Here is a 23,405-nt window from a genome sequence, read left to right as displayed (position 1 = left end):
AGGAGAATGACTCTGACATGGCACTTTCCAATTCTCAGTACGACCAACTGATGCGCACATACGAACAACGACAACTGGATAATGAATATCGTCTTCGGATGCGCTATGAAAAAGTATATTCTCTTATCCCGGAACTGGAAGAAGTGGATCATTCCATTTCTTCTTTGAGTATCCAAAAAGCCGGTCTCCTTCTGGACGGAGACGAAACCGCTCTCTCCACGCTAAAGGAAGAGGTTGAATTATTATCAGAAAAAAAGAAAGCTCTGCTTGTATCTCGTGGATTTCCATCGGATTATTTGGAGCTTCACTATTCCTGCCCTGACTGCAAAGACACCGGATATATCGGATCCCGGAAATGTCACTGCTTTAAAAGGGCAATCATAGATCTATTATATACGCAATCTAATCTCCGAGATATTCTGGAGAAGGAGAATTTTTCTACTTGTTCTCTTGATTATTATTCCAGCAACCATATCGATCCGCTGACCGGAAGATCCTCTCTGGAAGCCATGCAGACAGCCCTAAAAGTCTGTCATGAATTCACAGATACTTTTTCCGGAGAATTTCATAATATTCTGTTATATGGAGATACTGGTGTGGGAAAGACTTTTCTTTCTCACTGTATAGCCAAAGAACTGATGGATGCATCTTATTCTGTCATCTACTTTTCGGCATCACAGCTCTTTGACCAGTTCGCGGACACCCGCTTTGGAAGAAAGAATGATTCCTCTTCCGAAACAAGCGAGCATATCTATGACTGTGATCTTTTAATCATTGATGACCTTGGTACAGAACTGTCCAATTCATTTACAACATCACAGTTATTCGTCTGTCTGAATGAACGTATCCTGAGACAGAAATCAACGATAATATCTACCAATCTTGCATTGGAAGAGATAAAATCTATTTATTCGGAACGAATCTTCTCACGCATCAGCAGCAACTACACCATATTGAGACTGACCGGAGATGATATCCGTATCCAAAAAAAATTATTAAAAAACCTGGGAGGTACTAATGATGTTACGCCGTAACGAACGTAATCTGGAAAACATACCAGTCGGAGCACTTGGTCTCATCGCTCTGGATGGCTGTAAAGACATGGGAAATAAGGTAGATGATTACCTTGTCAAATGGAGACGCGAGGATGGACATATCCACAAAAACGACGTATCTTTTACCGGCTACGAAAAAGATACGTATCTGATTGACGCAAAAGTCCCGCGTTTTGGCTCCGGGGAAGCTAAGGGTATCATCAATGAATCTGTCCGCGGAAAAGATCTGTATCTGATGGTAGACGTCTGCAACTATAGTCTGACCTACTCTCTAACAGGCAACATCAACCATATGTCACCTGATGATCATTATCAGAATCTGAAGCGCATCATCGCTGCTGTAGGAGGAAAGGCCCGCCGTATTAATGTTATCATGCCATTCCTGTACGAAAGCCGTCAACACAAAAGAGGAAGCCGCGAATCCCTTGACTGCGCACTCGCACTTCAGGAGCTTGTCCGCATGGGTGTTGACAATATCATAACGTTTGACGCACACGATCCGCGTGTACAGAACGCCATTCCGTTAAATGGATTTGAAACCGTACGTCCGACTTATCAGTTCATCAAAGGACTGTTCCGCCGTTTCAAAGATCTGCAGATCGACAGCGATCATATGATGGCAATCAGCCCGGACGAAGGCGCAACAGAACGTGCCATCTATCTTGCAAACGTTCTGAACCTTGATATGGGAATGTTCTATAAGCGTCGTGATTTTTCAAGAGTCGTTGACGGTCGTAACCCAATCGTTGCTCACGAGTTTCTTGGTTCTTCCGTTGAAGGTAAAGATGTCATCATCCTGGATGATATGATCTCTTCCGGAGACAGTATGCTGGATGTTGCACGTCAGTTAAAACAGCGCAAAGCAAAACGAATCTTTGCCGCAGCAACTTTCGGCCTGTTTACAAACGGACTTTCCAAATTCGATGAAGCATATGAAGAAGGCATCATCGACGCGATACTTACTACCAACCTGATCTATCAGACTCCAGAACTTCTGGAACGCCCATATTACATCAGCTGTGACATGAGCAAATATATTGCACTTATGATCGACACTTTGAACCATGACGGTTCTATCAGCAGTATTCTGAATCCGATCGAACGTATCCAGAATGTTGTGGATAAATATAAAAGAGGAGAGGAAATCTAATCAGATTTCCTCTCTTTTTATTGGAATTCCCATATCCTTTAACAGTTGTTCTTCCCGTTTCTGACAGGTGAAAATGATAACCTGTCTTCCGCTCTTCGCCAGCCAGTTCAGAGTTGCTCTCAGTCTTTCGTCATCATAAAATGCAAACGTATCGTCCAGAATAATCGGAAGTTCTTCTTCCTGCAGCATATTTCCGGACGCCATGCGAAGTGCAAAATAAACCTGCTCCACAGTTCCTCTGCTGACCTGTTCCATCACTATCCGGCGCCCCCCGCTCATCAGACTGACATGCAGTTCATCATCGATCAGCATCTTCTCATACTTTCCATTTGTAATCTCACACATGATCTCTGACATGTTCTGATCCAGTTCTTTACGCATCCGTTTCTGCATATCGGCGGAAAGCTCCTGTAGACGTTCTATCGCAAGCCAAATTGCATCTTTCCTCTTATCATACGCTCTGTAATCTTCTCCCACTTCATCCAGCTCTTCCAGCTTTTCCTGAAGATTCTCATATTGAATTCGTTTTTCTTTTAATTCCATCGCAAGATGCCTGCATGACCATTCCAGCTGTTCCGTTGAGATTTTCTCCTCCTTCGAGGTAATCTCTTCCAGTATCTTCTCCGGTTCTGTCTTCTCAGGCCTCTTTCCCACCTTCATCCGATTCCAGACATAGATTACGCTGAGCAAAAACAGAACGATCGATATCAGATAGCTCCATGGTTTTGAAACAAGTGCAAACGGAAGTACAATAATCATGGCAAACAATATAATTTCAAATGGATGAATTCTCCATTTGGCCGGCCGTAATTCATCCATCATTCCCGTTTTCACATCTTCCCTGTCATTTTTTTCATGCTCTTCTTTTTCTCTCCGATGCTCCAGTTCCTCTTCCAGACTGTTTTTTTCTTCCTCCAGGCGATGAACATCCCGCCAGACATAAGACGCTTCCTGTTCTAACAGTTCCCGTTTCTGCTGCTTTTCCACCAGAAAATCTTTCGCTGAACGTTCCTGCTCCCTGCGTTTTTCCTGCAATCTTTGAATCGCCGCCTCCAGATCGATTCCCGAAGCACCTGAAGTATAGCAGTTCATCGCAAAATTCCGCAGTTCTCCGACAAGGCTCTGCTCCGTCTGTACCTTCATCTGACGTACAGATATCGTATTATCATAACTTTCTGCCTGAAGTCCTCCGAGCAGCACCGTCAGATCTCCGTCTTCTATGGACAGCTGCTCTCCATCATTTTCACAGATAAGTTCTGCCCGCTTTGAATATCTGTCAAAATTTCTGTCAATCCGGAATATCTTTCCGCCGCTCTCAAATCGCAAAGTACCGGAATAATAGTTCGGGTTTTCCCACGGTTCATAGATGCTGAACGCATCATTTACGGCTGCCCGTCCACGTCCGCGTTCCATTCCAAACAACATTCCCCGGATAAATGCATGAATGGTAGACTTCCCCGACTCATTTTCTCCATACAGAACATTGATCCCTTCTCCCAGTTCTATGTGTCTGTCTGAAAATTTCCCATAGTTTTTTAATATCAGTTCACATATCTTCATTCCCTATCCTCTTCTCGTCTCAATCAATGCCTGCACTCCCTCACAAAGTGCCTGATATTCTACGCTTTCCTGATCATATCCCTGCAGGCTGTGAATAAATTGTCCAAGAATGTTATCTTTATTTTCCTCCATCAACTTTTCAAAATGATATGCAGGTCTTGTGTGATCTGCAATTCCAACAATATTTCCGAAAGGATCCATATCTGCAAGATCAAATATCATATCCGGATCTCGTTGTCCTGTCAGAATGATCTTATACATATTGGCAACACCAGACATTTCTATCTGCCTCCTGATTGCATTCTTCAGCAGATGTCCTGTCATATTCCTGTCTACTTCCACATTCATGTGAATATAAGCTCTGGATGCCGCAGGCACAAATCGGATCCTGCACCCTTTGTCTGTAATCTCTCCGGCAATATATCCATGTACACCCGTATCATTGATATCTGTCGGTTCCAGCGAGCCGGCATAGGCGACACGATTCTCTTCAAGTATCTGCATTTTATGAATATGGCCAAGCGCCACATAATCATATCCCAACCGTTTCAGTTCCCGGCTCTGAAAAGGAATGTGCTTTTCATCTCCACCATGAGCCAGCAAAATCTCATACTTTTGTCTTTTTTCAGGCACTGCGGCTGCATATCTCGCTTCCTCAATCTCTCTCGTATGAAAACTGCTGCCATAGACTGCTGTATGAAGCTTTGGAAGTTCCACACAGGAAATATCCTCGCTCAGAATCATATGTACATTTCCCGCCCAGCCAAACGTCTGGTAATAGGAATTCTTTTTTATATAATCATGATTTCCTGCAATCATGACCACTTCCGTGTCAGAGGCTGATGCCAGAATAGAATTCATCTCCTTCAGTTCGCGAAGCAGCGGCTGCCGGTGAAAAATGTCTCCCGCAATCAGCAAAAGTTCTGTTTTCTCTTCTTTACATATCCCGATTATTTTCCGGAACGTATCCCATATCTCACCCGGTCTTTTCTTACTGTATGCGCTTCCTGCGTCCGGGCTTACTCCTAAATGTAAGTCTGCGATGTGTATGAACCTCATGTGTTGCCCCTTCTTCCTTCTTGTCCTCAGCTTTTCCCGGAAGCGTCACGATAAACTGTGTCTGATGATCGTCACTCTTTGCACGAATCAGCCCTCCATGCAGTTCCACGATCTGTTTGGCGATCGCAAGTCCCAGGCCTGCTCCTCCCGTTCCGCTGGAACGGGAATTATCTACCCGGTAGAATTTTTCAAATATCGTCTGCAACATTGCCCCCGGAATCTTATCGCCCTGATTAATAAATACAATCTCAATATCTCCGTTTTTCTTGCATGCTTCTATTCGGATCACTGTATTTTCGTAACAATACGCAATCGCATTTTTCAATATATTATCGAACACCCGGGCAAGCTTGTCCGGATCTCCATATACCACCAGATCCTCTTCTACACCAACTTCGCATGTCAGACATTTTTCCTGGAGTACACCATACAATTCATCTGCAATCTGTTCCAGCATCATGGTCAGATTAATCTCCAGCGGTTCAATCTCTATATTTTGCAGATTATATCTTGTAATATCGAAGAACTCATTGATCAATTCGCCCAGGCGAAGTGATTTTTCAAGCGCAATATGTGTATATTTTTCCCGTTCTTCTTCCGGCATCTCCTGATGACTGTCCAGCATACTGAGATATGCAACGATAGAGGTCAGCGGTGTCTTCAGATCATGTGCCAGAAAGATTACCAGATCATTTTTCTTCTTCTCACTCTCTTCTGCCTCTAGTTCTTGACGTTTTAATGTTGCTTTAATTTCATTCAGACGGATTTCAATCGGCTTAAGCTCCGTAATCAGGTGAATCGGTTCTGTGGAATCCGAAATAATGTTTTCAATTCCATGATCAATCTGGTCAAGATAACTGGTCATCTTCGAAAGTGCTATATAGAAAAAAAGAGCAAAAAGTATCAGATAACCGACAACCATGAAGAAGATCTTATTGTCGCCTATCAGTTTCCAGTACAATTGCTTTGCTGTTTCTTCCTGTACATTAAATGCTTCCAGAAGACCTACAAAGGTCTCCGCAAAACTGTCATTATATACTCCGTCAATTACATAATTCAGCAGAAAGCCTCCTACCAGAACGGTAAGTGCCGTTACAAGAACCGTCTGCAGCAGGATACTGAATTTTAACTTTCGATAGTTATTCTTCAACCTTATAACCTACTCCCCATACTGTCTTGATAAAATCAGACTTCCCGGTCGGCGCACTCATCTTTTCCCGCAAATGACGGATGTGCACCATAACTGTATTGTTACTGTTTTTATAGTATTTTTCATGCCATACTTTTTCGAACAGTTCTTCCGAACTGATCACTTTTCCCCGGTTCTCGCAGAGCAGCCAGAGGATATCAAACTCAATCGGCGTAAGCGTAAGCTGCATCTCATTGTATACGCACTCATGAGAAGTACGGTTCAGAAACAATCCTCCAAAATCAATAATATCTCCTTCCTCTTTTCCCCCATCATTATACTGCGTATACCGGCGAAGCTGTGCCTTCACGCGTGCAACCAGCTCCAGAGGATTGAACGGTTTCGGAATATAATCATCTGCGCCCAGTGTAAGACCGGTAATCTTATCCATATACTCCGTCTTAGCCGTCAGCATAATGACCGGAAACGTATACTTCTGACGAATCTGCTTCAGAATCTGAAATCCATCAATGTCCGGCAACATAATATCCAGAATCGCAAGATCAATCTTCACACTGTTGATACAGTCCAGCGCATCCTGCCCGGTATAGAATTTGAATACCTTATACTGGTCATTCTGAAGGTAAAGTTCCACTACATCAGCAATTTCCTTTTCATCATCAACTACTAAAATATTCATACTACCCTCCTGTATGGGGACGGAGGATTTTTAAAAATCCTCCGTCCCAAATTAAAAATGCCCTGTCCCCTTTTGCTCATAAAGTTGTCCACATTATCCACATTTATAATTCGCAGTTTCCCACAGTTCTTGGGAAAGGTACAACATCGCGGATGTTGCCCATTCCGGTCAGATACATAACGCATCTTTCAAATCCCAGTCCGAATCCGGAATGTCTGGTGGATCCATACTTTCGAAGATCCAGATAGAATTTATAATCTTCTTCTTTTAATCCAAGTTCATTCATTCTGGTCAGAAGTTTTTCATAATCGTCTTCTCTCTGGCTTCCTCCGATGATCTCACCGATTCCCGGCACAAGGCAATCCACAGCTGCGACAGTCTTGCCATCATCATTTAATTTCATATAGAATGCTTTGATTTCCTTCGGATAATCCGTAACGAATACCGGACGCTTAAATACCTCTTCTGTCAGATAACGTTCATGCTCTGTCTGAAGATCGGTTCCCCAGGATACCTTATATTCAAATTTGTCATTATGTTTTTCCAGAAGTTCCACTGCTTCTGTATAGGTGATTCTTGCAAAATCAGAAGATGCTACGTTATGGAGCCTTTCCAGGAGCCCCTTATCTACAAAGGAGTTAAAGAAATTCATCTCTTCCGGCGCATTCTCCAGCACATAATTAATCACATATTTCAGCATGGACTCCGCAAGAATCATATCGTCATCCAGATCAGCAAATGCCATCTCTGGTTCAATCATCCAGAATTCCGCCGCGTGACGTGTTGTGTTGGAATTCTCTGCACGGAATGTCGGACCAAATGTGTAAATATTGCGGAATGCCTGCGCATAGGTCTCTCCATTTAACTGTCCACTTACCGTAAGGCTTGTCTCTTTTCCAAAGAAATCCTGTGAATAATCCACGCTTCCATCTTCATTCTTTGGGACATTCTCCATATCCAGTGTTGTGACTCTGAACATCTCACCCGCACCCTCACAGTCACTTCCTGTGATCAGTGGCGTATGCACATAGACAAACCCTCTCTCCTGAAAGAACTTGTGAATCGCATAGGCAGTCAGTGAACGCACACGGAATACTGCCTGAAACGTATTAGTCCTCGGTCTCAGATGTGAGATCGTACGCAGGAATTCAAAGCTGTGACGCTTCTTCTGAAGCGGATAGTCCGGAGCAGATGCGCCTTCCACTTCTACGGTATCTGCCTGTATCTCAAAGGGCTGCTTTGCCTGAGGTGTTGCAACCAGTGTTCCTGTCACGATGATCGCTGCTCCTACATTCAGCTTGGATATCTCTGCAAAATTATCCATTTTGTCATGGTATACCACCTGGAGTGGCTCAAAAAATGTTCCATCATTCACCACAATAAATCCAAATGTTTTGGAATCTCTGATACTTCGAACCCATCCCCCAATCGTAAGCTTCTGATCAATATACTTCTCCTTATTCTTATATAATTCTCGAATCGTTATCAAATCCATACCATTTTACTCCTTTTATTTATTCCTCATGTATATAGGCACTTTGCAGTAATTATAACACATTTACAAAATATTTTAAAGGGCAGAACAATGATCCCTTTTCCTAGTCATATGAATCTGCATATATCAACAGCATGACACCTGCTACCACAGTCAGGACAACACAAACAGGACAGCGCATGGCTGTCCTGTTCATGTATCGTTAATTCTATTCTATATTTCTTTACAGTCCAATCTCTGGAATAGCTCTGAACACATTCACAGTCCTGTCCATCACCACCTGGCTTTCACTTCCGCAGTCCAGGACTACATTCTGCATTGCTTCTTTTTCCACAAGCACAGCCACCGCATCAAGCGCTTTTAACCTGTCAATCGTAAGGAGTGCACCTACCTGTGCCGAGAAACATGCATCTTCATCCTGAAGCATTGCCGTCTGCGTTTCCACAGAATAATCCGTTTCCTTTGATTCTGTAGTCGTAACAATATGATTGTTAGCAATATAGTTGCCCTTTCCTGCAACAACATGTATAATTACCGGAACCGTTCCTGTCGGCTTAATATACTGCGTATCAATTGTTTCGGATATATGATTGGCTATCACAGAATTATGATTTCCGCTGATACGGATGAGTCCATACCGGTCATCCAGCCCATTATCATATCCCTGCATCGGCGGCCATGGCTCATGATCGCGCAGGAAATGATTGGATGAAACAAGATTTTCCGAGCAATTTCCTGTCATCACCAGCATTCCCGGATAAAAGGAATGAAATCTGTTACCGGTAACGGATGAACGCACCACACCATCAAAATGAACACTGCTTGTACCGCGCGGGAATACATTGTTTGACGTAATCAATAATCCCCCGAAGTTCTGCGCATAAATGGAATATCCATTGTACCCCGCACCAATCAGATTATCCGTAATCTTGGATGCCTGTCCTGATCCGCGAAGCTCAATACAATTGCCACACTCTGCAATAAAATTGTCATGAATGGACATAGCATCTGCATTGTAGCTCACAACTCCATGCTCCAGATAGATAATTCCCATTCCCGTAATTCTGAATGAATCCTGCGCACTTGCAATATAAATGCCCGTTTTTCCATTCATATATGTATTTTCCGGGTCATGATTCCCAGAACCATCATCAACAAAATGAAGACCGTCAATACAGAAATTTTCAAATTCTACAGAACTGATACGGGGATCTCCGCTCCGTTTTACATAAAACGCTGCTCCGGAACCTCCATCATCGCCATCCTCCGGCTTGAGTTCCACAAGCACCCGACTGCCTCCCGGCCATACTTCATGCCAACGTGACAAGTCACTCTCCGAAGTATTAAATCGAATACTGGAAGAAGTAAACCCATGCCCGGATCCCATTATTTTCAAATAGCTGATATCTATGATCACCTGCGTGCGAAGATGATAATCGCCTGACGGAATATAGATTACCGCACCCGGCTTTCCTTCCTCATTTCTGTCCTTTTCCGTCTGCCTGCTTTTAATGTCTGCAATGATACTATTAATTACTTCCCCGATATCTTCATATGGGTTTCCAACTTTCCATTCCGTTACGTCATAATAATTTTTACTCGCCATTCACAACTCCTCCTGCAAGTCTTCACTGATATGTCTTGATTATACGTTCAATTTCTATCTGAAACAATCCTTCATTCCGTAAGACTCGTACGCTTTAATCACTGCTTTTCCTCCGTATGTACGAATCTTCAGCTGATTCTGTCCATCCGAAGCAAATATATTGTTGGACTGATTCTTTCGGTACTGGTCAGTAAAGATCTCAAGCGAACTCTGATCAGAAAATATATGAACATCCAATTCTTTTTTCCCTTTCAAATTCATTACACTTCTTGAGATTCCCCTGCTCCATGCATCAGCTTCATCTCTGTCCACCCGCATTTCTGCTTTCTGGAAATCAAACAGGCACACGGTTCTTTTTCCTTCTCCACAGCGCATACTTACTTCCAGTTGATCTGCATCTGTTTCATTGAGATCTATTTTAAATTTCATCTCAAAAGAAATTCCGTCTCCTGCCGTCAGTTCTGTTTCCTCTTCTGTCACAACAAGTACATCTTCATGCCTTGGATTTTCTCGGATCATTTGTAATTCATTGATTGGTAAAAATTGTAATGTTCCATCTTCCATCATGCGTACTTCACGCGGAACGTTGAAGAATCCACACCAACCTTCTTTGTATGTCGGTCCCCAGTCTTTCCATAACGGCATCCATTCCCATTCATTAGACCAGCTGACCAAAATTCTTCTTCCGTCCGGTGCAAGAAATGACTGTGGTGCATAATAGTCAAATCCCCAGTCAATCTCATTGCAGATACTGTAGTCGAATCTCCCTGTTTTATAGTCAAAGTCTCCGACCAGATATACGGAAGTATGCTCTCCTGATTTCATGGGTGAAAATGTCAGAACATACTTGTCACCCAGTTGAAAAAAGTCCGGGCACTCCCACATAAAGCCCCATTCTCCACGACTTTCTGCCAGTACATTGAAAAATGACCAGTGAAACATATCCTTAGACCGATACAGCAATGCCTGCCCGTTATTATTACAACTGGCACCACACACCATATAAAAAGTATCCTCATGTTTCCATATCTTGGGGTCTCTGAACAATTCCGGAGTTACCCCCTCCGGCGCCTTCACTACCGGATTCCCTGAATATTTTTCAAAATGAATCCCATCATCACTGTAAGCGATGCACTGCGTCGGCTCAAAACCATTTCCTTCATTCGTGACTCCCGTATACATCAGAAACAATTTTCCGTCATGTTCAATGGCGCTTCCCGAAAAGCAACCACCTTTCTGGTGATCATCATATGTTTCACTAGGTGCAAGTGCCAGTGGGAGATACTCCCAGTGCACCATGTCATCACTGACTGCATGTCCCCAATGCATACTGTCCCAAAAGCCACTATATGGATTGTACTGGAAAAAGAAGTGATATTTTCCCCTGAAGTAAATCAATCCATTAGGGTCATTCAGCCATCCGGTCTGCGCCATAAAATGATAATGCTGACGCATTTTGCCGTTTTTTACGATATCTTTTTTTGCATCAATTTCATGTTGAGCCTTTTCAATATTTTTCAGCATTAATTCTTTAGACATAAGACTCCTTTCTCTGTTACCTTTCTATCCTTTTACTGCTCCCGCTGTCATACCACTTACAATATATTTTTGCGCTGCAAGAGATATAATCATTACCGGGAAGCTGAATACAAATGCTCCGGCGCACATTGGTCCAAGATCCAGATTATATGCAGACAGGAATCCCGCAAGGCCGACTGTAAACGTCTTTGCTTCCGTACTTGTAAGAAGCAGAGCAACAAGGAAGTCATTCCATGCAAGAAACAGTGTAAATATAAATGCAGTTGCCAGTCCCGGCGTACAAATTGGTAATATGACTTTTCTGAATGTCTGAAGGCTGCTGGCTCCATCAACATATGCCGCCTCATCCAGAGTTGTCGGTATTCCTTCATAGAAACTTAACATCGTCCACATGACAAAAGGCATATTAATAGCCGCATATACAATAACCAATGCTATCCTTGTATCATACAGTCCCAGATCACATATCAGTTCATAGATTGGAACTACAATACTTGATGTTGGTATCATTTTCAGACACAGTACAAGCACTACAAGAAAGACCGACAATTTTGCTCCGGATCGTTGAATCGCATATGCTGCAAGGGATCCTAATATAAGAGCAATAATCGTACTTAAAATGGCCGCCGTCAAACTATTAACCAGATACTGTGCTGCATCCATTCGTTCAAACAGTCCCAGAAAATTTTCCACCGAAAAAACTTTCGGAAAGAACTTCGGAGGGACAGCAATTACTTCTGAGCCAGGCTTAAAAGAACAGCACACTACATAAATATATGGGAACAGCCAGAATACCGTAAGGATCACAGACAAAGCAATTCCTATATTTTTTCCTATGCTAATTTTTCTCTTCACTTTCTTATCCTCCTTACACTTCATTTACCTGCTAGTTCAGTTTTTTCTTTGGATTCCATAAACTCTGCATAAATACCAAAGTAAATATAACTAATACAGCAATGAAGATCACAGCCATGGCACTTGCATATCCAACCTGATTATATCTTGCCAGTGTCTTATAGATAATAATACTAATGGTTTCTGATGAACTGTTTGGTCCGCCTTCTGTCATAGCCCAGATAATATCAAATGTCCTTGCCGCATCAATAATTCTTACAGACAGTGCAGTCAGCAATACCGGTTTAATATTCGGAAGTTTAATCATCATAATCTGCTGGAACATATTCGCACCATCGATTTTTGCAGCTTCCAGCATGCTGGAATCCAGCCCCTGAAGTCCGGCAAGTGTCATCAACATCATAAATGGCGTTGTCAACCATATATCTGCAATACAGCATGCAAGCAACGACCATTTTGTATCGGCAAGCCACAGAATATCACTGCTGCTTGCCAAAATTCCGACTCTTGTAAGAAGTTCATTTACAATACCAAAGCTGGAGCTCATCATCAATTTCCATGTAAGACCAGCAACCAGCGGTGCAATCATAAGCGGAGCCATCATTAGCGAGCGGATAATTTTGCTTCCACGATAATTCAATTCAAAAAACAAAGCAAAAAGCAGTCCGATTACCGTTTCTAAACCTACGGCAACAACAATATATACCACCGTGTTTTTCAGCTGTTTCAGGAATCCTCCAGCGGTAAATGCCCGTATGTAATTATCTAAGCCTATAAACGTTTTTTCTCCGGTTATTCCTATTTCAAAAAAGCTGTCAATTACCATCGTGATTATGGGATATATCAGAAACGCACCCATAAATATCGCACCGGGTAAGAAGAATAGTAATAATGTTTTTCTTGAAATTAATCTCATCTTGGTTAACCACCTTTTTAATATAGAGGGCGATCCCTCGGCACACCTGACACCTCGGAAACGCCCTCTATTATCTACTTCATTGTCAGTTATTGACCGATTGCTTCAATCTCTGCTGCTGCTGATTCCAGTGTAGACTCAATATCAGCTCCGCCAAGACAGGATTCTACAACTCCCACAAGAACTTCCTCAATCTGAGGCCATGTAGTTACCATTGGTCTTGCCTGAGACTGTGCAGCTCCTAATGTCTCAAGAACTGCTGTTGTATGTTCATTTCCTGCTTCTTTTCCTGCTTCTTCATATACAGATGTTCTTCCTGCAATCTTTAATGTAAGATCCATATAATCCCCATTATGCTCATACATATACTCAACGTATTTTTTAGCCATCTCTTTGTTAGCAGAATTCTTCATAACGCACTCATACCATGGACCTGTTGTAGCACCAACTCCTGCACTTCCGCCAATCATCGGAGCACAGCCAACTTTATCTGCGCCTAATGCTTCAACTGCTGCCGGATACTGATGGCTCCAGTTCAGCTGCATAGCAACTTTTCCATTTGTGAATAATTCCTGAGATTCAGTTGCTGCTGTTGACAGAGAATCTGCCGGTGTATAATCTGCATTTGCATTTTCAACCATGAAGTTCAGAGCATCTACGTATGCCTGATCTGTAATATTTACTTTTCCATCTTTATCAAACACAAGGCCTTCTGCTCCTGCCTGGCAGGCAAAATCAAGGAATGAGCAAACTGCATCGGAACCACTTCCAAATACGGTTGTTCCGTACATATCATCTGTTTTAAGTTCTTCTGCAAGTGCCTGATATTCTTCCCATGTTGTCGGAACCTTATCTTCCGGAATCAGATCTTTTCTGTAAATAAGAATTTTTGCATTTACCCACATTGGATATCCTAACAGGTTGCCATCAATCGTTCCGCTCTCCTGAAGTGTAGGAAGAAAATCACTTGTATCTGCATCATTAACCGGCTCAATAGCATCTTTAAATGCTGCCAGCCATACAACATCCAGACATCCCACATCGTGTGTAGCTTCCCCTGCCTTAATCTCTGTTGAAAGCTTGTCATACATACCCGTATAAGCAACTGCATCAACAACAACTTTACATCCCGTCTCTTCTTCAAATGCTGCTGCCGTCTCATTAGCTAATGCTTCTGCCGGAGAACCACTCTCAACTAAAACCGTAATGCTGTCCCCTTTGGATTCCTCTCCGGAACTCTCTTCCTCTTTAGAGCTTCCGCATCCAACCAACATAGTTCCTACCATTGCCGTTACAAGCAACAGGCTTATAAGTCTTCTTTTCATACCTTTTCCTCCTTTTTTTGACTTAGACTTATAGGTTACTTTTATATAATGACCCATTCTCAGACTACTCCTGTATATACTTACAGGATTCCGAGCTCCGGTCCATCATATTCTCCCACCTATGCCTCAACATGGAACGGGTTCCATATTGAGTAAAAAAATAATTGTTTTACCAATGATTCCTGTTTTATAGCAGTGGTGGAACCCGTTCCACATTTGCTATAAAACATAAGAGAATCATCTTCTCTATGATTTCATTATATCTTTTTTGGCATATATGTCAATACACTTTTTATCAAGAGGCGTTTTTTGTTTGTTTTCAACAATTTCATCCGTTGATTTTTATGCATATTCCATTATACAATCGTGGTGTTCCCCTTTCTAAGCAGCACACCAAGCACCACTTCTTTATTATTATACTCTTTACCTCCTATCAGATTGCGCAGCAAGCGCACGGACTCCTTTGCAAGACCCTCTATCGGCTGTACAATAGAAGTCATCTGCGGTTCGACTAATTCCGTAATAAAGGTCCCGTCATAGGCAACAAATTTTACATCTCGCGGCACTTTAAGATGTCTCCGAATCGACTCATTCATGCACTCGATCGCAAGTCCATCTGCCCCAAAAACCCCGTCAAACTCTATCCCTTTCGAGAATACGTCCCGTACAGCCTCTCTGTGATATTCTGAATCAAAGCGGTTCCATTCCAGTTCATATGTATAAGTTTTGATATGATTCGCTTTCATAATACGTTCAAACTCATAATGTCTTTCATGATACGGCGACTCAACAGCTCTTGATCCCATAAAATGAAGCACTTTTTTACAGCCATTACGAATTAACGTTTCTGCTGCCAGACGTCCGCCTTCTTTGTGATTCACTGCAACTACCGGGATATGCTCTCCAAGATATCGATCCAGCGCAACGATTGGTTTATGAATCTTTTTGTACTCTTCAACGTCAAGTGAATGAACACCCGTAATCACACCATCTACAATATGACGATTCAGCATATCCAGGTATTCCAGTTCTGCATTCCTTTCTTTTACGGTATTACAGATCATCATCTTATATCCCGCTTCATACAATTCCGCTTCCGCATAATCCACAAACTCTGTAAAAAACGGATTCGACACATTTGGCACCAGCACAGCAATGATCCCTGACCGTTTATGATAAAGATTTCTTGCCAGTTCATTCGGAGTATAATTAAGCTCCCGCATCGCAACTTCAATCTTTTCTCTGGTCTCTTCTGCAACATATCCGCTGTCGTTCAACATTCTGGATACTGTTCCTACACCGACACCTGCTCTCTTGGCAACATCTTTAATTCCAGCCACTGCTCTTCACCCTCACATTATCCCTTCTTACACTCTGATCTTATACTCTGCGGCAAATTCTTCCCCCGGCTTTAATACCTGCTCCCATTCCCGGTCTTTCAGTTCACCTGCAAACACTTCGCTGTCACAGCGTCCGTACCACGGCTCAATACAGACAAACGGAGCATTTTTCTTCGGAGGTGACCAGATTCCTACCAATGGCGCATCAAATTCTACTGCAAGAATCTCTTCCCCACTCTCATCTACCAATGCCACTCTCTGTACCTGTGCATTCTCAATCACTTTTGCATCCTTATCAAATGTATGCTCTGTAATCGGCAACAATCCGTGATATAATTCAACCGTTTCATGCTCTGCGGTAACCGTCCCTCCCTGTCCGAAGATCGTATTTACAAAGGCTTCCACATCATTGTCATCTCCATCCTGAAGCCGAATAGAATAATCCGTCTGCTTCTCATCTTTACGCAACGGACAATTAAAGGCAGGATGTGCTCCGATTGAAAAATACATATCCGTTTCTGCCGGATTCTTTACTCTCCACATGACTTTCACTCCGTCTTTCAAAAGCTGGTAGCCAATCTCCAGGCGAAACGCAAACGGATAGATCATTCTGCTGCTCTCATCATCCTCCAATGAAAACCACACTGTATCCTCTGTCCGGCTTACCGGCACAAATTCTCTGTCTCTTGCGAATCCATGCTGTCCGATCCTGTATTCCACACCATTATGCCGGTACACACCATTTTTCACTCCTCCTACAAATGGAAACAGTACCGGTGACGTCCGGTTCCAGTACGCAGGATCAGCGCACCATAAATATTCGGTATCCGTATCCATTTTATATAAAGACTTAAGCTCTGCACCATGAAGATTCACTTCAATCTTTATATATTCGTTTTTCAATACGACATCTGACATTTCAAACTACCCCTTTCAGCCTTTGCCGACTTCTGAATCTGCTGAAACCTTCTCTGCTTAACATAATATAATTTTAGTATAGCAATTATAAAAAGTCAATTTTGCAATCTGATCGTTTTTTCTTTTGCCACAGTAATTCTGACCGTCAGGCAGACAACAAAGAACTCACACATTGTGATTTGTGTGAGTTCTTTGCTGCTCTGTAATATATCAAGACAGAAGTGACTGTGTCTTCAGAAAATTTTCCGCAAATCTTTTTTCTACCGATGGTAAATTTTTAAAGTCCACTTTTTGTAGAAAACCATCCACCAAAAATAGTGTATCTTTTTTCCACGGCCATAAAATGTCTGCTCCGGCAGATAGATCGTCTTTTGTTCCGTCAGTTCAAAATGATATTTCTGAAACATTTTTCTCATCTTTTTATTTAACTGAATCTTTTTTTCCACTTCTTCCAGAAGCGCTCCACTACTCCGGGTTCCCTTCAGAACATAATCCTCATCTACGTCAAGCGTCCGAAGTTTCAGACAGTTCCGTTCGTCCTGCTTATATACAGAAACGTCTTCACTGATTTCGCTGGCAATAAAATCATATCTTTCTGCAGTTTCCCGCACATAATAAGAGACCGCTGTGTAAGGGATGTAGTACAGTTCTCCATCATAGATCGTTGTTCTTCCATATTTTGTTACCGCAATCATTGTTCGAAGAAAATCAGCCAGAACCTCTCGATTCTCACGTCCATTTTCACGCTGAAGACATTCTATTTTCATCCGATCTTCACCTCGATTTTGATTAGATTAATGCAAGGATAATACACTGAATTACAAAGAACGCAATCAATGCATATCCGATCTTGTCCAGTTTTCCAGGAACAACATAGTAACCATCAGCATCTTTTTCTTCAATCTTTCCTGCAACGACAATCTGCATCACATTGCTGATTGTCAGCTGATCTCCGGTTGCTGTCTCAAATGCAAATTCTCCGACAACTTCTTTCTGTGCTTCCCTGCGATTTGTAAGAATACTTACAATATAACCCACTGCAAACGCTACCAGGAAACCAAAGAAATTCCACCACAAAGATCCAATATCTGTACAGAGGAACATATAAAGGTCTACTATAAGGCCAGTAATAATCGCTGCAATACAGCCCTTTTCATTTCCTTTTTTACAGAATACAGCGAGTGTAAATGCACTGAGCATACATGGATAGAACATTGGTCCAATCACATTTATGATGTCAAGTACAGTTCCGAGTCCTCCGAGGAACAAAGCAAATATTGTTGCAAAAACACCCCAGAATAATGTCATATAGCGTGATACTTTCAGACATTGTTCATCTGTTGCTTCCGGTTTCCATTTTTTATAGAAATCATTAATCGTTACGGTTGCAAGTGAATTCAAAGCAGAGTCAACACTGGACATACCTGCGGCAAAAACACCTGCAGTGACCAATCCGGCAATCCCTACCGGAAGATACTGTGTAATAAAAGTAAGCATTACATAGTCAGAGTTTTCAAATGTCTTTCCACCAAACGTTGTAAAGAGGCAGATACCTGCGAACAGGAAGGCAAGTGTCTGAATCGGAACAATAAAACCTGCCAACTGGAACTGATATCTAAGGTTGTTCGCGCCAGACATCGTGAAGATCTGAAACTGGTCGGAATCGACCTTTTCCCGGAGATTCGCAGTTATATTGCCGATAATACGATAGATGCTGTTGTTTTCCAGAACCTGGAAGCCCAGACATATCTGGCATGCAGACTTCTTTTTGAAAATATCTGCTATGGTAAGACGATAAAAAAAGAAAAATATTATTCAAAACTTGATATAATTATGGGAGAAAATCTGGAATATTTTTAATTGGTATATACAATGAAATATTGCTATAATATGAACTGATTATAAAACATTTGGTATGATTTTTAAATTGCAGAAATAAAGAGCAGGAATGAAAGGAGAGAAAGGTTTGTTGAAAAAGGGAAAGAGAGTTTTGGCGGTTTTATGCGGGATATGTCTGGCATCAGGAATTTTGTCAGTGAAAGCATCAGCAACAGAGGAATTGCAGACATCCCCAATGAATGCAGAGGTGGGACAGGATGATGTGGATGCTGCTGTTGCCAGAAGCTATGGAGAATTAATCTATAGTATAGCTGTTCAGCCGGAGAGTAAAGATACTCTTTTATCTGTAAAAGAAAATTTAAGTCTTCCAATTCAAAATCTGGAAAGTGAGAAGGTACAGGAGGCAAGAGCAGAAGCATTGGCTGATCTTTACCTGAGTGTAGCGAAACAGCCGGAAATGGAATCCGGGTTATGTGAGCTGTTTGAAAGTTATTTTGGCGGAAAACCGGTAAATCCATCCGAACGCGTGCAGGCAGCTGCTGTAAAAAGTTTTGGCGCATTGCTGAAAGCAATTTCAATGAATCCGGAGGCAACAGATACGTTTTTGGATTTGGAAGAGCGACTCAGCCCGGATATTGTCAATCTGGATTCCGAAATGGTACAGGCGGCACGAGCAGAAGCATTGGCTGATCTTTACCTGAGTGTAGCGAAACAGCCGGAAATAGAATCTTTGTTGTGTGAGTTGTTTGAAGATTATCTTGGCGGGAAACCGGTAAATCCTTCCGAACGTGTGCAGGCAGCTGCTGTAAAGAGTTTGGGAGCATTGATGGAAGCGATTTCACATCAGCCGGAGACAAAGAGTAAGTTGTTGGATTTGGAAGAACAGCTTAGCCCGGATATTAACAATTTGGATTCCGAAATGGTACAGGAGGCAAGAGCAGAAGCATTGTCCTATCTTTACCTGAATGTAGCGAGACAGCCGGAAATGGGATCGGGGTTGTGTGAATTGTTTGAAGGTTTTCTTGGCTCTAAACCGGTAAATCCTTCCGAACGTGTACAGGCAGCTGCTGTAAAGAGTTTGGGAGCATTGATGGAAGCGATTTCACATCAGCCGGAGACAAAGAGTAAGTTGTTGGATTTGGAAGAACAGCTTAGCCCGGATATTAACAATCTGGATTCCGAAATGGTACAGGAGGCAAGAGCAGAAGCATTGTCCTATCTTTACCTGAATGTAGCGAGACAGCCGGAAATGGGATCGGGGTTGTGTGAGTTGTTTGAAGGTTATCTTGGCTCTAAACCGGTAAATCCTTCCGAACGTGTGCAGGCTGCTGCTGTAAAGAGTTTGGGAGCATTGATAGAGGCTATTTCAATGAATCCGGAGGGAAGAGATGCATTGATGAATTTGGAAGAGCAGTTTAGCCCGGATATTAACAATCCGGATTCCGAAATGGTGCAGGCAGTTATGACAACGCCATGCGGTAAAGTAATTGAAGCATTAGCAGAGACTCCGGATCAGAAAAAATATTTTATAGATCTCCTGAAGCAGTTGGATGTAAATATTACCAATTTTCAATCTAAAAAAGTACAGGCCGGAAAAGCAGAGGCTTTGCAATATCTTTACGTCAAAGTTGCAGAAGTTCCGGATATGGAACCGTTTCTCAGCCAGACTTTTGAAGAACTGATGGGATATCGTACCGTTTCTTTTGATTCCGATGGTGGAACTGCAGTTGAGCAGATAATGATACCTTATAATTCTTCCATAGAGAGACCGGCAGATCCTACGAAGGAAGGATGTGTTTTTGCAGGATGGTATCTGGGAGAAAACCTGTTTGATTTTAACACTTTTATTACCAGCGATATCACATTACAGGCAAAATGGACGGAAAAGGTGATGGAGTCGGAAAATAAAGGTGGCAGTCAGACTTCCGATAAGGATAAGCAAATTAATACCTCTAACCAGTCTGCTGTTAAAAAGGCTCCTGAGACAGGCAGCAATTTTATGATGGAAGTATGGATTGCTTTGATATTCTTAAGCGGAACTGTCCTGACGGGTATGATAGTTTACAGACGAAGAAATAACTGATAATTGATTATGCAGCGGGGTTTGCCAGTATGGGGAAAAAGTGGTTGACCTCGACAATATGGTTAAAGAATCCACCCTTTATGGGGTCGCGTTTTAAGACCCTATTCCCATTTTAGGAACATGCTCAATTTTGAGCTTATTCTTGCGTCCTGCTGCCAGATATGCTATATTAAAGACACAAAGAGGGAAACCGGAAGCGGCTTACCCGATTATAATGTTAAAGCTATTTTACAACAGCCGTCATTATTCGCAGTAATGGCGGCTATTTTCGTGTCCCCTTGAAAATCTGATAGCACAGACCCACAAGGGCAACCAAGAGTATACAAAACTGAATCAGATCAGAATATGTAACCATGCTATCGCCCTCCTTTCTTTCGTCCGGAGGGTGTTCCCTCCGTAAAGAAGGGTAAGCCGCCTCGCTCTGGTTTCCCATGCCGAGATTTTATCATATTCCAATCAGAGATTCAATGTCCTGCTGCCATCTTCAGCTTTATATCGTGTTACACATTCCAACTAATCCACGATATTAGAAAACCAAGCACCGATTGTGATATGACACCTCTGTATAGAGTACTTTATTTTAGTCTTTCATTAATTATCTCTCTGATTTTGTTTGCCACTTGATTATCTTTTACCAACTCGCTAACCATAAATCCTATCGCTATAAATTCATGTATATCATCGTTTTCAAAAACAGTTTTCCATTCTTCCTTGTATTTTTCAAATAGCTCTTTCATATTTTGATCATTATATATGCCGTATTTGCGTTCAATAGCATGTCCTATTTCATGAACAACCGTCAACTCTAGTTAGTCATAATCCTCTATTCTTTTCATGCCCTTAATTCCATGGTATTTTTCTTTTCCTTCAATATCAGCTTCTGGCTTCCGATTTTTATAATTTAACCACGGCAAAAGAGACAAACTATTAAAATTATATGCATTAAATACTATACAACCAGAATTAAATCCTATTGTTGTAAATACTGCATGTATGTCTGGGGAGTTTATATCCATAAATACTTTACTCCCCATTGCATCTTCTGTATATCTTTCTACACCATAAATATCATCATACTCTTTCACCGAAAGGGAATCTCCAATATACTTTAAATCAATTCCAGGAAAAAGATTCATGTATATCTCTACAGTTTTTAAAACCATCTTTATTGCATGCTTTTTACATTTTGAATGCATGCCAAAACTAATGTACACCCTTTTTCCATTTATCATCTTGCATTCTTTATATCTCATATTTTTCTCCTTAAGTATTATCAGTAAAATACCAAAGGCACCCTTCAGGATGCCTCTTTTCATTAGTTCGGTGTAGATCTTCTGTGGCCGCCAACCTTAGTCCCGTCACTTCTCTTGTATGGTTTCACTACAACGATTTTCTTGTTCTGCACACCTCGTGTGCTTGTCTTCGTCTTTGCCATGGCTTCTACAACTCCTTTCTTCCTGGATGCGTAGAAGCGTATTCAGCTGGTAAAATACGCCTCATTAGTTCTCTAGTTACCTTTTACGGGTTCAGGACCTGGACCAATCCAAATTCTGAAGGCTCTTTTACCATAAGTTTTTGCATAAATCTTTGTGCCATCCTTTGTGGTAATCCACGCACGAAAAATGTACATAGATATCCCTCCTTTTTCAGTTTTCACTTGCAAAGGCGGTACCACAATGTTACAATTATTTTGTGAGAATAATTTATAACCAGCTGACATGTGGTAACACTTTCAGCAAGCGACCAAGTACTTCGGTGCTTGGTTTTTTTCTATGTATCAAGCATTTCTGCCATCACATATTCTGTTAAGCGACTTCAAACAAATCCAGCATTCTCAACTCATACTCTGTGTAATCATCTTCTCCAAGATTCAACCATTTCCAATAATACGTATACGCATATCTTGCGGCTTGATAACTAACATCAAATCTATTCTTTATGTTATCGATGGTTATTTCTTCGCCCATATTATGAACCAATGGTGGTGGCACTAATGCATATTTTGCAAAAAACTTGGCTTCTGCCTCTTCCTCTTCACCTTCATCAATATGCCCAAGAGCAAAATGACCTATCTCATGCATAATAGTTTGATTGATTCTTCCGTAATTTTCGCAAGCGTCATTGTAATAAATACGCCACTCATTATCTTTAGTTTCAAGAGAATATCCGTCTGTACTAATCTTTAAGGCAGTTTCTTTCTTTTCATCTTCTAACGCCGAGTATGGAATTATTTTCAAATTCATTTTTAACGCCATCTCAAATGCATTTATTGGAATACACTTAATATCATACTCTATAAATGTATCAATTACTGTCTGTTTAATGTTTTCATACTGTTCATCTGATAATCGCATGTTACCCCCTGCTATTCACTCAGCAATATACTTACCAGTTCCATCTTTTCTTCCTTTGTCATCTTTGATGCATTTCTTGCAATTAATGTTTTAGCTTCTTTTAAATCTTTTTCACGATCATCTTCTGCATTTCCCAAAAGATAATCTACTGTTGTATCAAGTGCTTTTGCAATTTTCATAAGATTTACCCCTCTTGGAACTCGGTCACCTTTCACATAATGTGAAATTGCTGATTCTGTTATTCCTGTTGCTACTGACAACTCTTTTTGACTCATATTAAGTCTTGAAAGCAATGCTGTAATCCTGTTGGTTATTTCCTTTGACATTTCCGTCCCTCCTAATAGTAATGGTTTGTTAGGCGTTTGCGAAACGCCACAAGCCGCATAAATACGGCATTTTTTAACTACAAAAAACAAATAACCCCTCACCGGATATGGTATAATAGAGTTGACGAGAAACTATAAACCATACATCCAAGAAAG

22 protein-coding genes are annotated in these 23,405 nt (G+C 41.6%); 3 read left to right on the top strand and 19 right to left on the bottom strand.

All coding sequences use genetic code 11. From position 1 onward, the window contains the following. Window positions 1-17 precede the first annotated feature (17 nt). A complete protein-coding gene (locus tag JQM82_RS02595) occupies window positions 18-1,034 on the top strand; it encodes an ATP-binding protein (protein ID WP_235248422.1) in 1,017 nt (338 codons plus the stop codon). Next, window positions 1,021-2,205, top strand: coding sequence for a ribose-phosphate pyrophosphokinase (locus tag JQM82_RS02590; protein WP_235248421.1), 1,185 nt, complete (start codon window positions 1,021-1,023; stop codon window positions 2,203-2,205). The genes JQM82_RS02595 and JQM82_RS02590 overlap by 14 nt, the downstream gene beginning before the upstream one ends. Here JQM82_RS02590 and JQM82_RS02585 read toward each other — a convergent pair whose 3' ends face one another. From JQM82_RS02585 to JQM82_RS02520, 14 genes are all read right to left on the bottom strand, one after another. Then, on the bottom strand, window positions 2,206-3,765 hold the full coding sequence (locus JQM82_RS02585) for an ATP-binding protein (RefSeq protein ID WP_235248420.1): 1,560 nt from the start codon (window positions 3,763-3,765) through the stop codon (window positions 2,206-2,208). A gap of 3 nt (window positions 3,766-3,768) precedes the next feature. Further along, on the bottom strand, window positions 3,769-4,824 hold the full coding sequence (locus JQM82_RS02580) for a metallophosphoesterase family protein (RefSeq protein ID WP_235248418.1): 1,056 nt from the start codon (window positions 4,822-4,824) through the stop codon (window positions 3,769-3,771). Then, complete coding sequence (locus JQM82_RS02575; protein ID WP_235248417.1) at window positions 4,757-5,974, bottom strand: sensor histidine kinase; 1,218 nt, start codon at window positions 5,972-5,974, stop codon at window positions 4,757-4,759. Before JQM82_RS02575 ends, JQM82_RS02580 begins: the two co-directional genes overlap by 68 nt. After that, a complete protein-coding gene (vanR, locus tag JQM82_RS02570; RefSeq protein ID WP_235248415.1) occupies window positions 5,964-6,653 on the bottom strand; it encodes a VanR-ABDEGLN family response regulator transcription factor in 690 nt (229 codons plus the stop codon). Before vanR ends, JQM82_RS02575 begins: the two co-directional genes overlap by 11 nt. 103 nt (window positions 6,654-6,756) lie before the next feature. Then, window positions 6,757-8,148, bottom strand: coding sequence for an asparagine--tRNA ligase (asnS, locus tag JQM82_RS02565; RefSeq protein WP_235248414.1), 1,392 nt, complete (start codon window positions 8,146-8,148; stop codon window positions 6,757-6,759). 223 nt (window positions 8,149-8,371) lie between these two features. Then, on the bottom strand, window positions 8,372-9,754 hold the full coding sequence (locus tag JQM82_RS02560) for a NosD domain-containing protein (protein ID WP_235248412.1): 1,383 nt from the start codon (window positions 9,752-9,754) through the stop codon (window positions 8,372-8,374). 54 nt (window positions 9,755-9,808) lie between these two features. Next, window positions 9,809-11,293, bottom strand: a complete 1,485-nt coding sequence (locus JQM82_RS02555; protein WP_235248410.1) for a glycoside hydrolase family 32 protein — start codon at window positions 11,291-11,293, stop codon at window positions 9,809-9,811. 24 nt (window positions 11,294-11,317) lie between these two features. Next, window positions 11,318-12,148 carry a carbohydrate ABC transporter permease gene (locus tag JQM82_RS02550; protein ID WP_235248408.1) on the bottom strand — a complete coding sequence of 277 codons (831 nt, stop codon included), beginning with the start codon at window positions 12,146-12,148 and terminating at the stop codon, window positions 11,318-11,320. A gap of 31 nt (window positions 12,149-12,179) precedes the next feature. Then, window positions 12,180-13,064, bottom strand: a complete 885-nt coding sequence (locus JQM82_RS02545; RefSeq protein ID WP_235248406.1) for a carbohydrate ABC transporter permease — start codon at window positions 13,062-13,064, stop codon at window positions 12,180-12,182. A gap of 89 nt (window positions 13,065-13,153) precedes the next feature. Next, window positions 13,154-14,389: an ABC transporter substrate-binding protein gene (locus tag JQM82_RS02540; RefSeq protein ID WP_235248404.1), complete on the bottom strand. Its 1,236-nt coding sequence runs from the start codon at window positions 14,387-14,389 to the stop codon at window positions 13,154-13,156. Window positions 14,390-14,745: 356 nt separating this feature from the next. Next, a complete protein-coding gene (locus JQM82_RS02535) occupies window positions 14,746-15,729 on the bottom strand; it encodes a LacI family DNA-binding transcriptional regulator (protein WP_235248403.1) in 984 nt (327 codons plus the stop codon). Window positions 15,730-15,756: 27 nt separating this feature from the next. After that, window positions 15,757-16,647, bottom strand: a complete 891-nt coding sequence (locus JQM82_RS02530) for an aldose 1-epimerase family protein (protein ID WP_235248402.1) — start codon at window positions 16,645-16,647, stop codon at window positions 15,757-15,759. A gap of 260 nt (window positions 16,648-16,907) precedes the next feature. Further along, window positions 16,908-17,414: a hypothetical protein gene (locus JQM82_RS02525; RefSeq protein WP_235248396.1), complete on the bottom strand. Its 507-nt coding sequence runs from the start codon at window positions 17,412-17,414 to the stop codon at window positions 16,908-16,910. A gap of 22 nt (window positions 17,415-17,436) precedes the next feature. Further along, entirely contained in the window at window positions 17,437-18,285 is an 849-nt protein-coding gene (locus JQM82_RS02520) for a sodium:solute symporter family transporter (RefSeq protein WP_235248394.1), read from the bottom strand. Between the two features lie 328 nt (window positions 18,286-18,613). On the opposite strand from JQM82_RS02520, the gene JQM82_RS02515 reads away from it, so the two are divergent. Then, complete coding sequence (locus JQM82_RS02515) at window positions 18,614-20,569, top strand: InlB B-repeat-containing protein (protein WP_235248393.1); 1,956 nt, start codon at window positions 18,614-18,616, stop codon at window positions 20,567-20,569. Window positions 20,570-20,831: 262 nt separating this feature from the next. On the opposite strand, the gene JQM82_RS16470 is transcribed toward JQM82_RS02515, so the two are convergent. The 5 genes from JQM82_RS16470 to JQM82_RS02495 form a co-directional block, all read right to left on the bottom strand. Next, window positions 20,832-20,924: a putative holin-like toxin gene (locus tag JQM82_RS16470; protein ID WP_235396831.1), complete on the bottom strand. Its 93-nt coding sequence runs from the start codon at window positions 20,922-20,924 to the stop codon at window positions 20,832-20,834. A 220-nt stretch (window positions 20,925-21,144) separates the two neighbouring features. After that, on the bottom strand, window positions 21,145-21,372 hold the full coding sequence (locus JQM82_RS02510; protein ID WP_235248392.1) for a hypothetical protein: 228 nt from the start codon (window positions 21,370-21,372) through the stop codon (window positions 21,145-21,147). A gap of 6 nt (window positions 21,373-21,378) precedes the next feature. After that, window positions 21,379-21,822: a hypothetical protein gene (locus JQM82_RS02505; RefSeq protein ID WP_235248391.1), complete on the bottom strand. Its 444-nt coding sequence runs from the start codon at window positions 21,820-21,822 to the stop codon at window positions 21,379-21,381. Between the two features lie 552 nt (window positions 21,823-22,374). Beyond that, window positions 22,375-22,923: an ImmA/IrrE family metallo-endopeptidase gene (locus JQM82_RS02500; protein ID WP_235248390.1), complete on the bottom strand. Its 549-nt coding sequence runs from the start codon at window positions 22,921-22,923 to the stop codon at window positions 22,375-22,377. 11 nt (window positions 22,924-22,934) lie between these two features. Further along, window positions 22,935-23,249: a helix-turn-helix domain-containing protein gene (locus tag JQM82_RS02495; protein ID WP_235248389.1), complete on the bottom strand. Its 315-nt coding sequence runs from the start codon at window positions 23,247-23,249 to the stop codon at window positions 22,935-22,937. Between the last annotated feature and the right edge of the window lie 156 nt (window positions 23,250-23,405).

The organism is Faecalicatena contorta (assembly GCF_021531995.1).
In the GTDB taxonomy this organism is placed as follows: domain Bacteria; phylum Bacillota; class Clostridia; order Lachnospirales; family Lachnospiraceae; genus Dorea_A; species Dorea_A contorta_A.
This window is presented reverse-complemented; position numbering and strand designations above follow the sequence as displayed.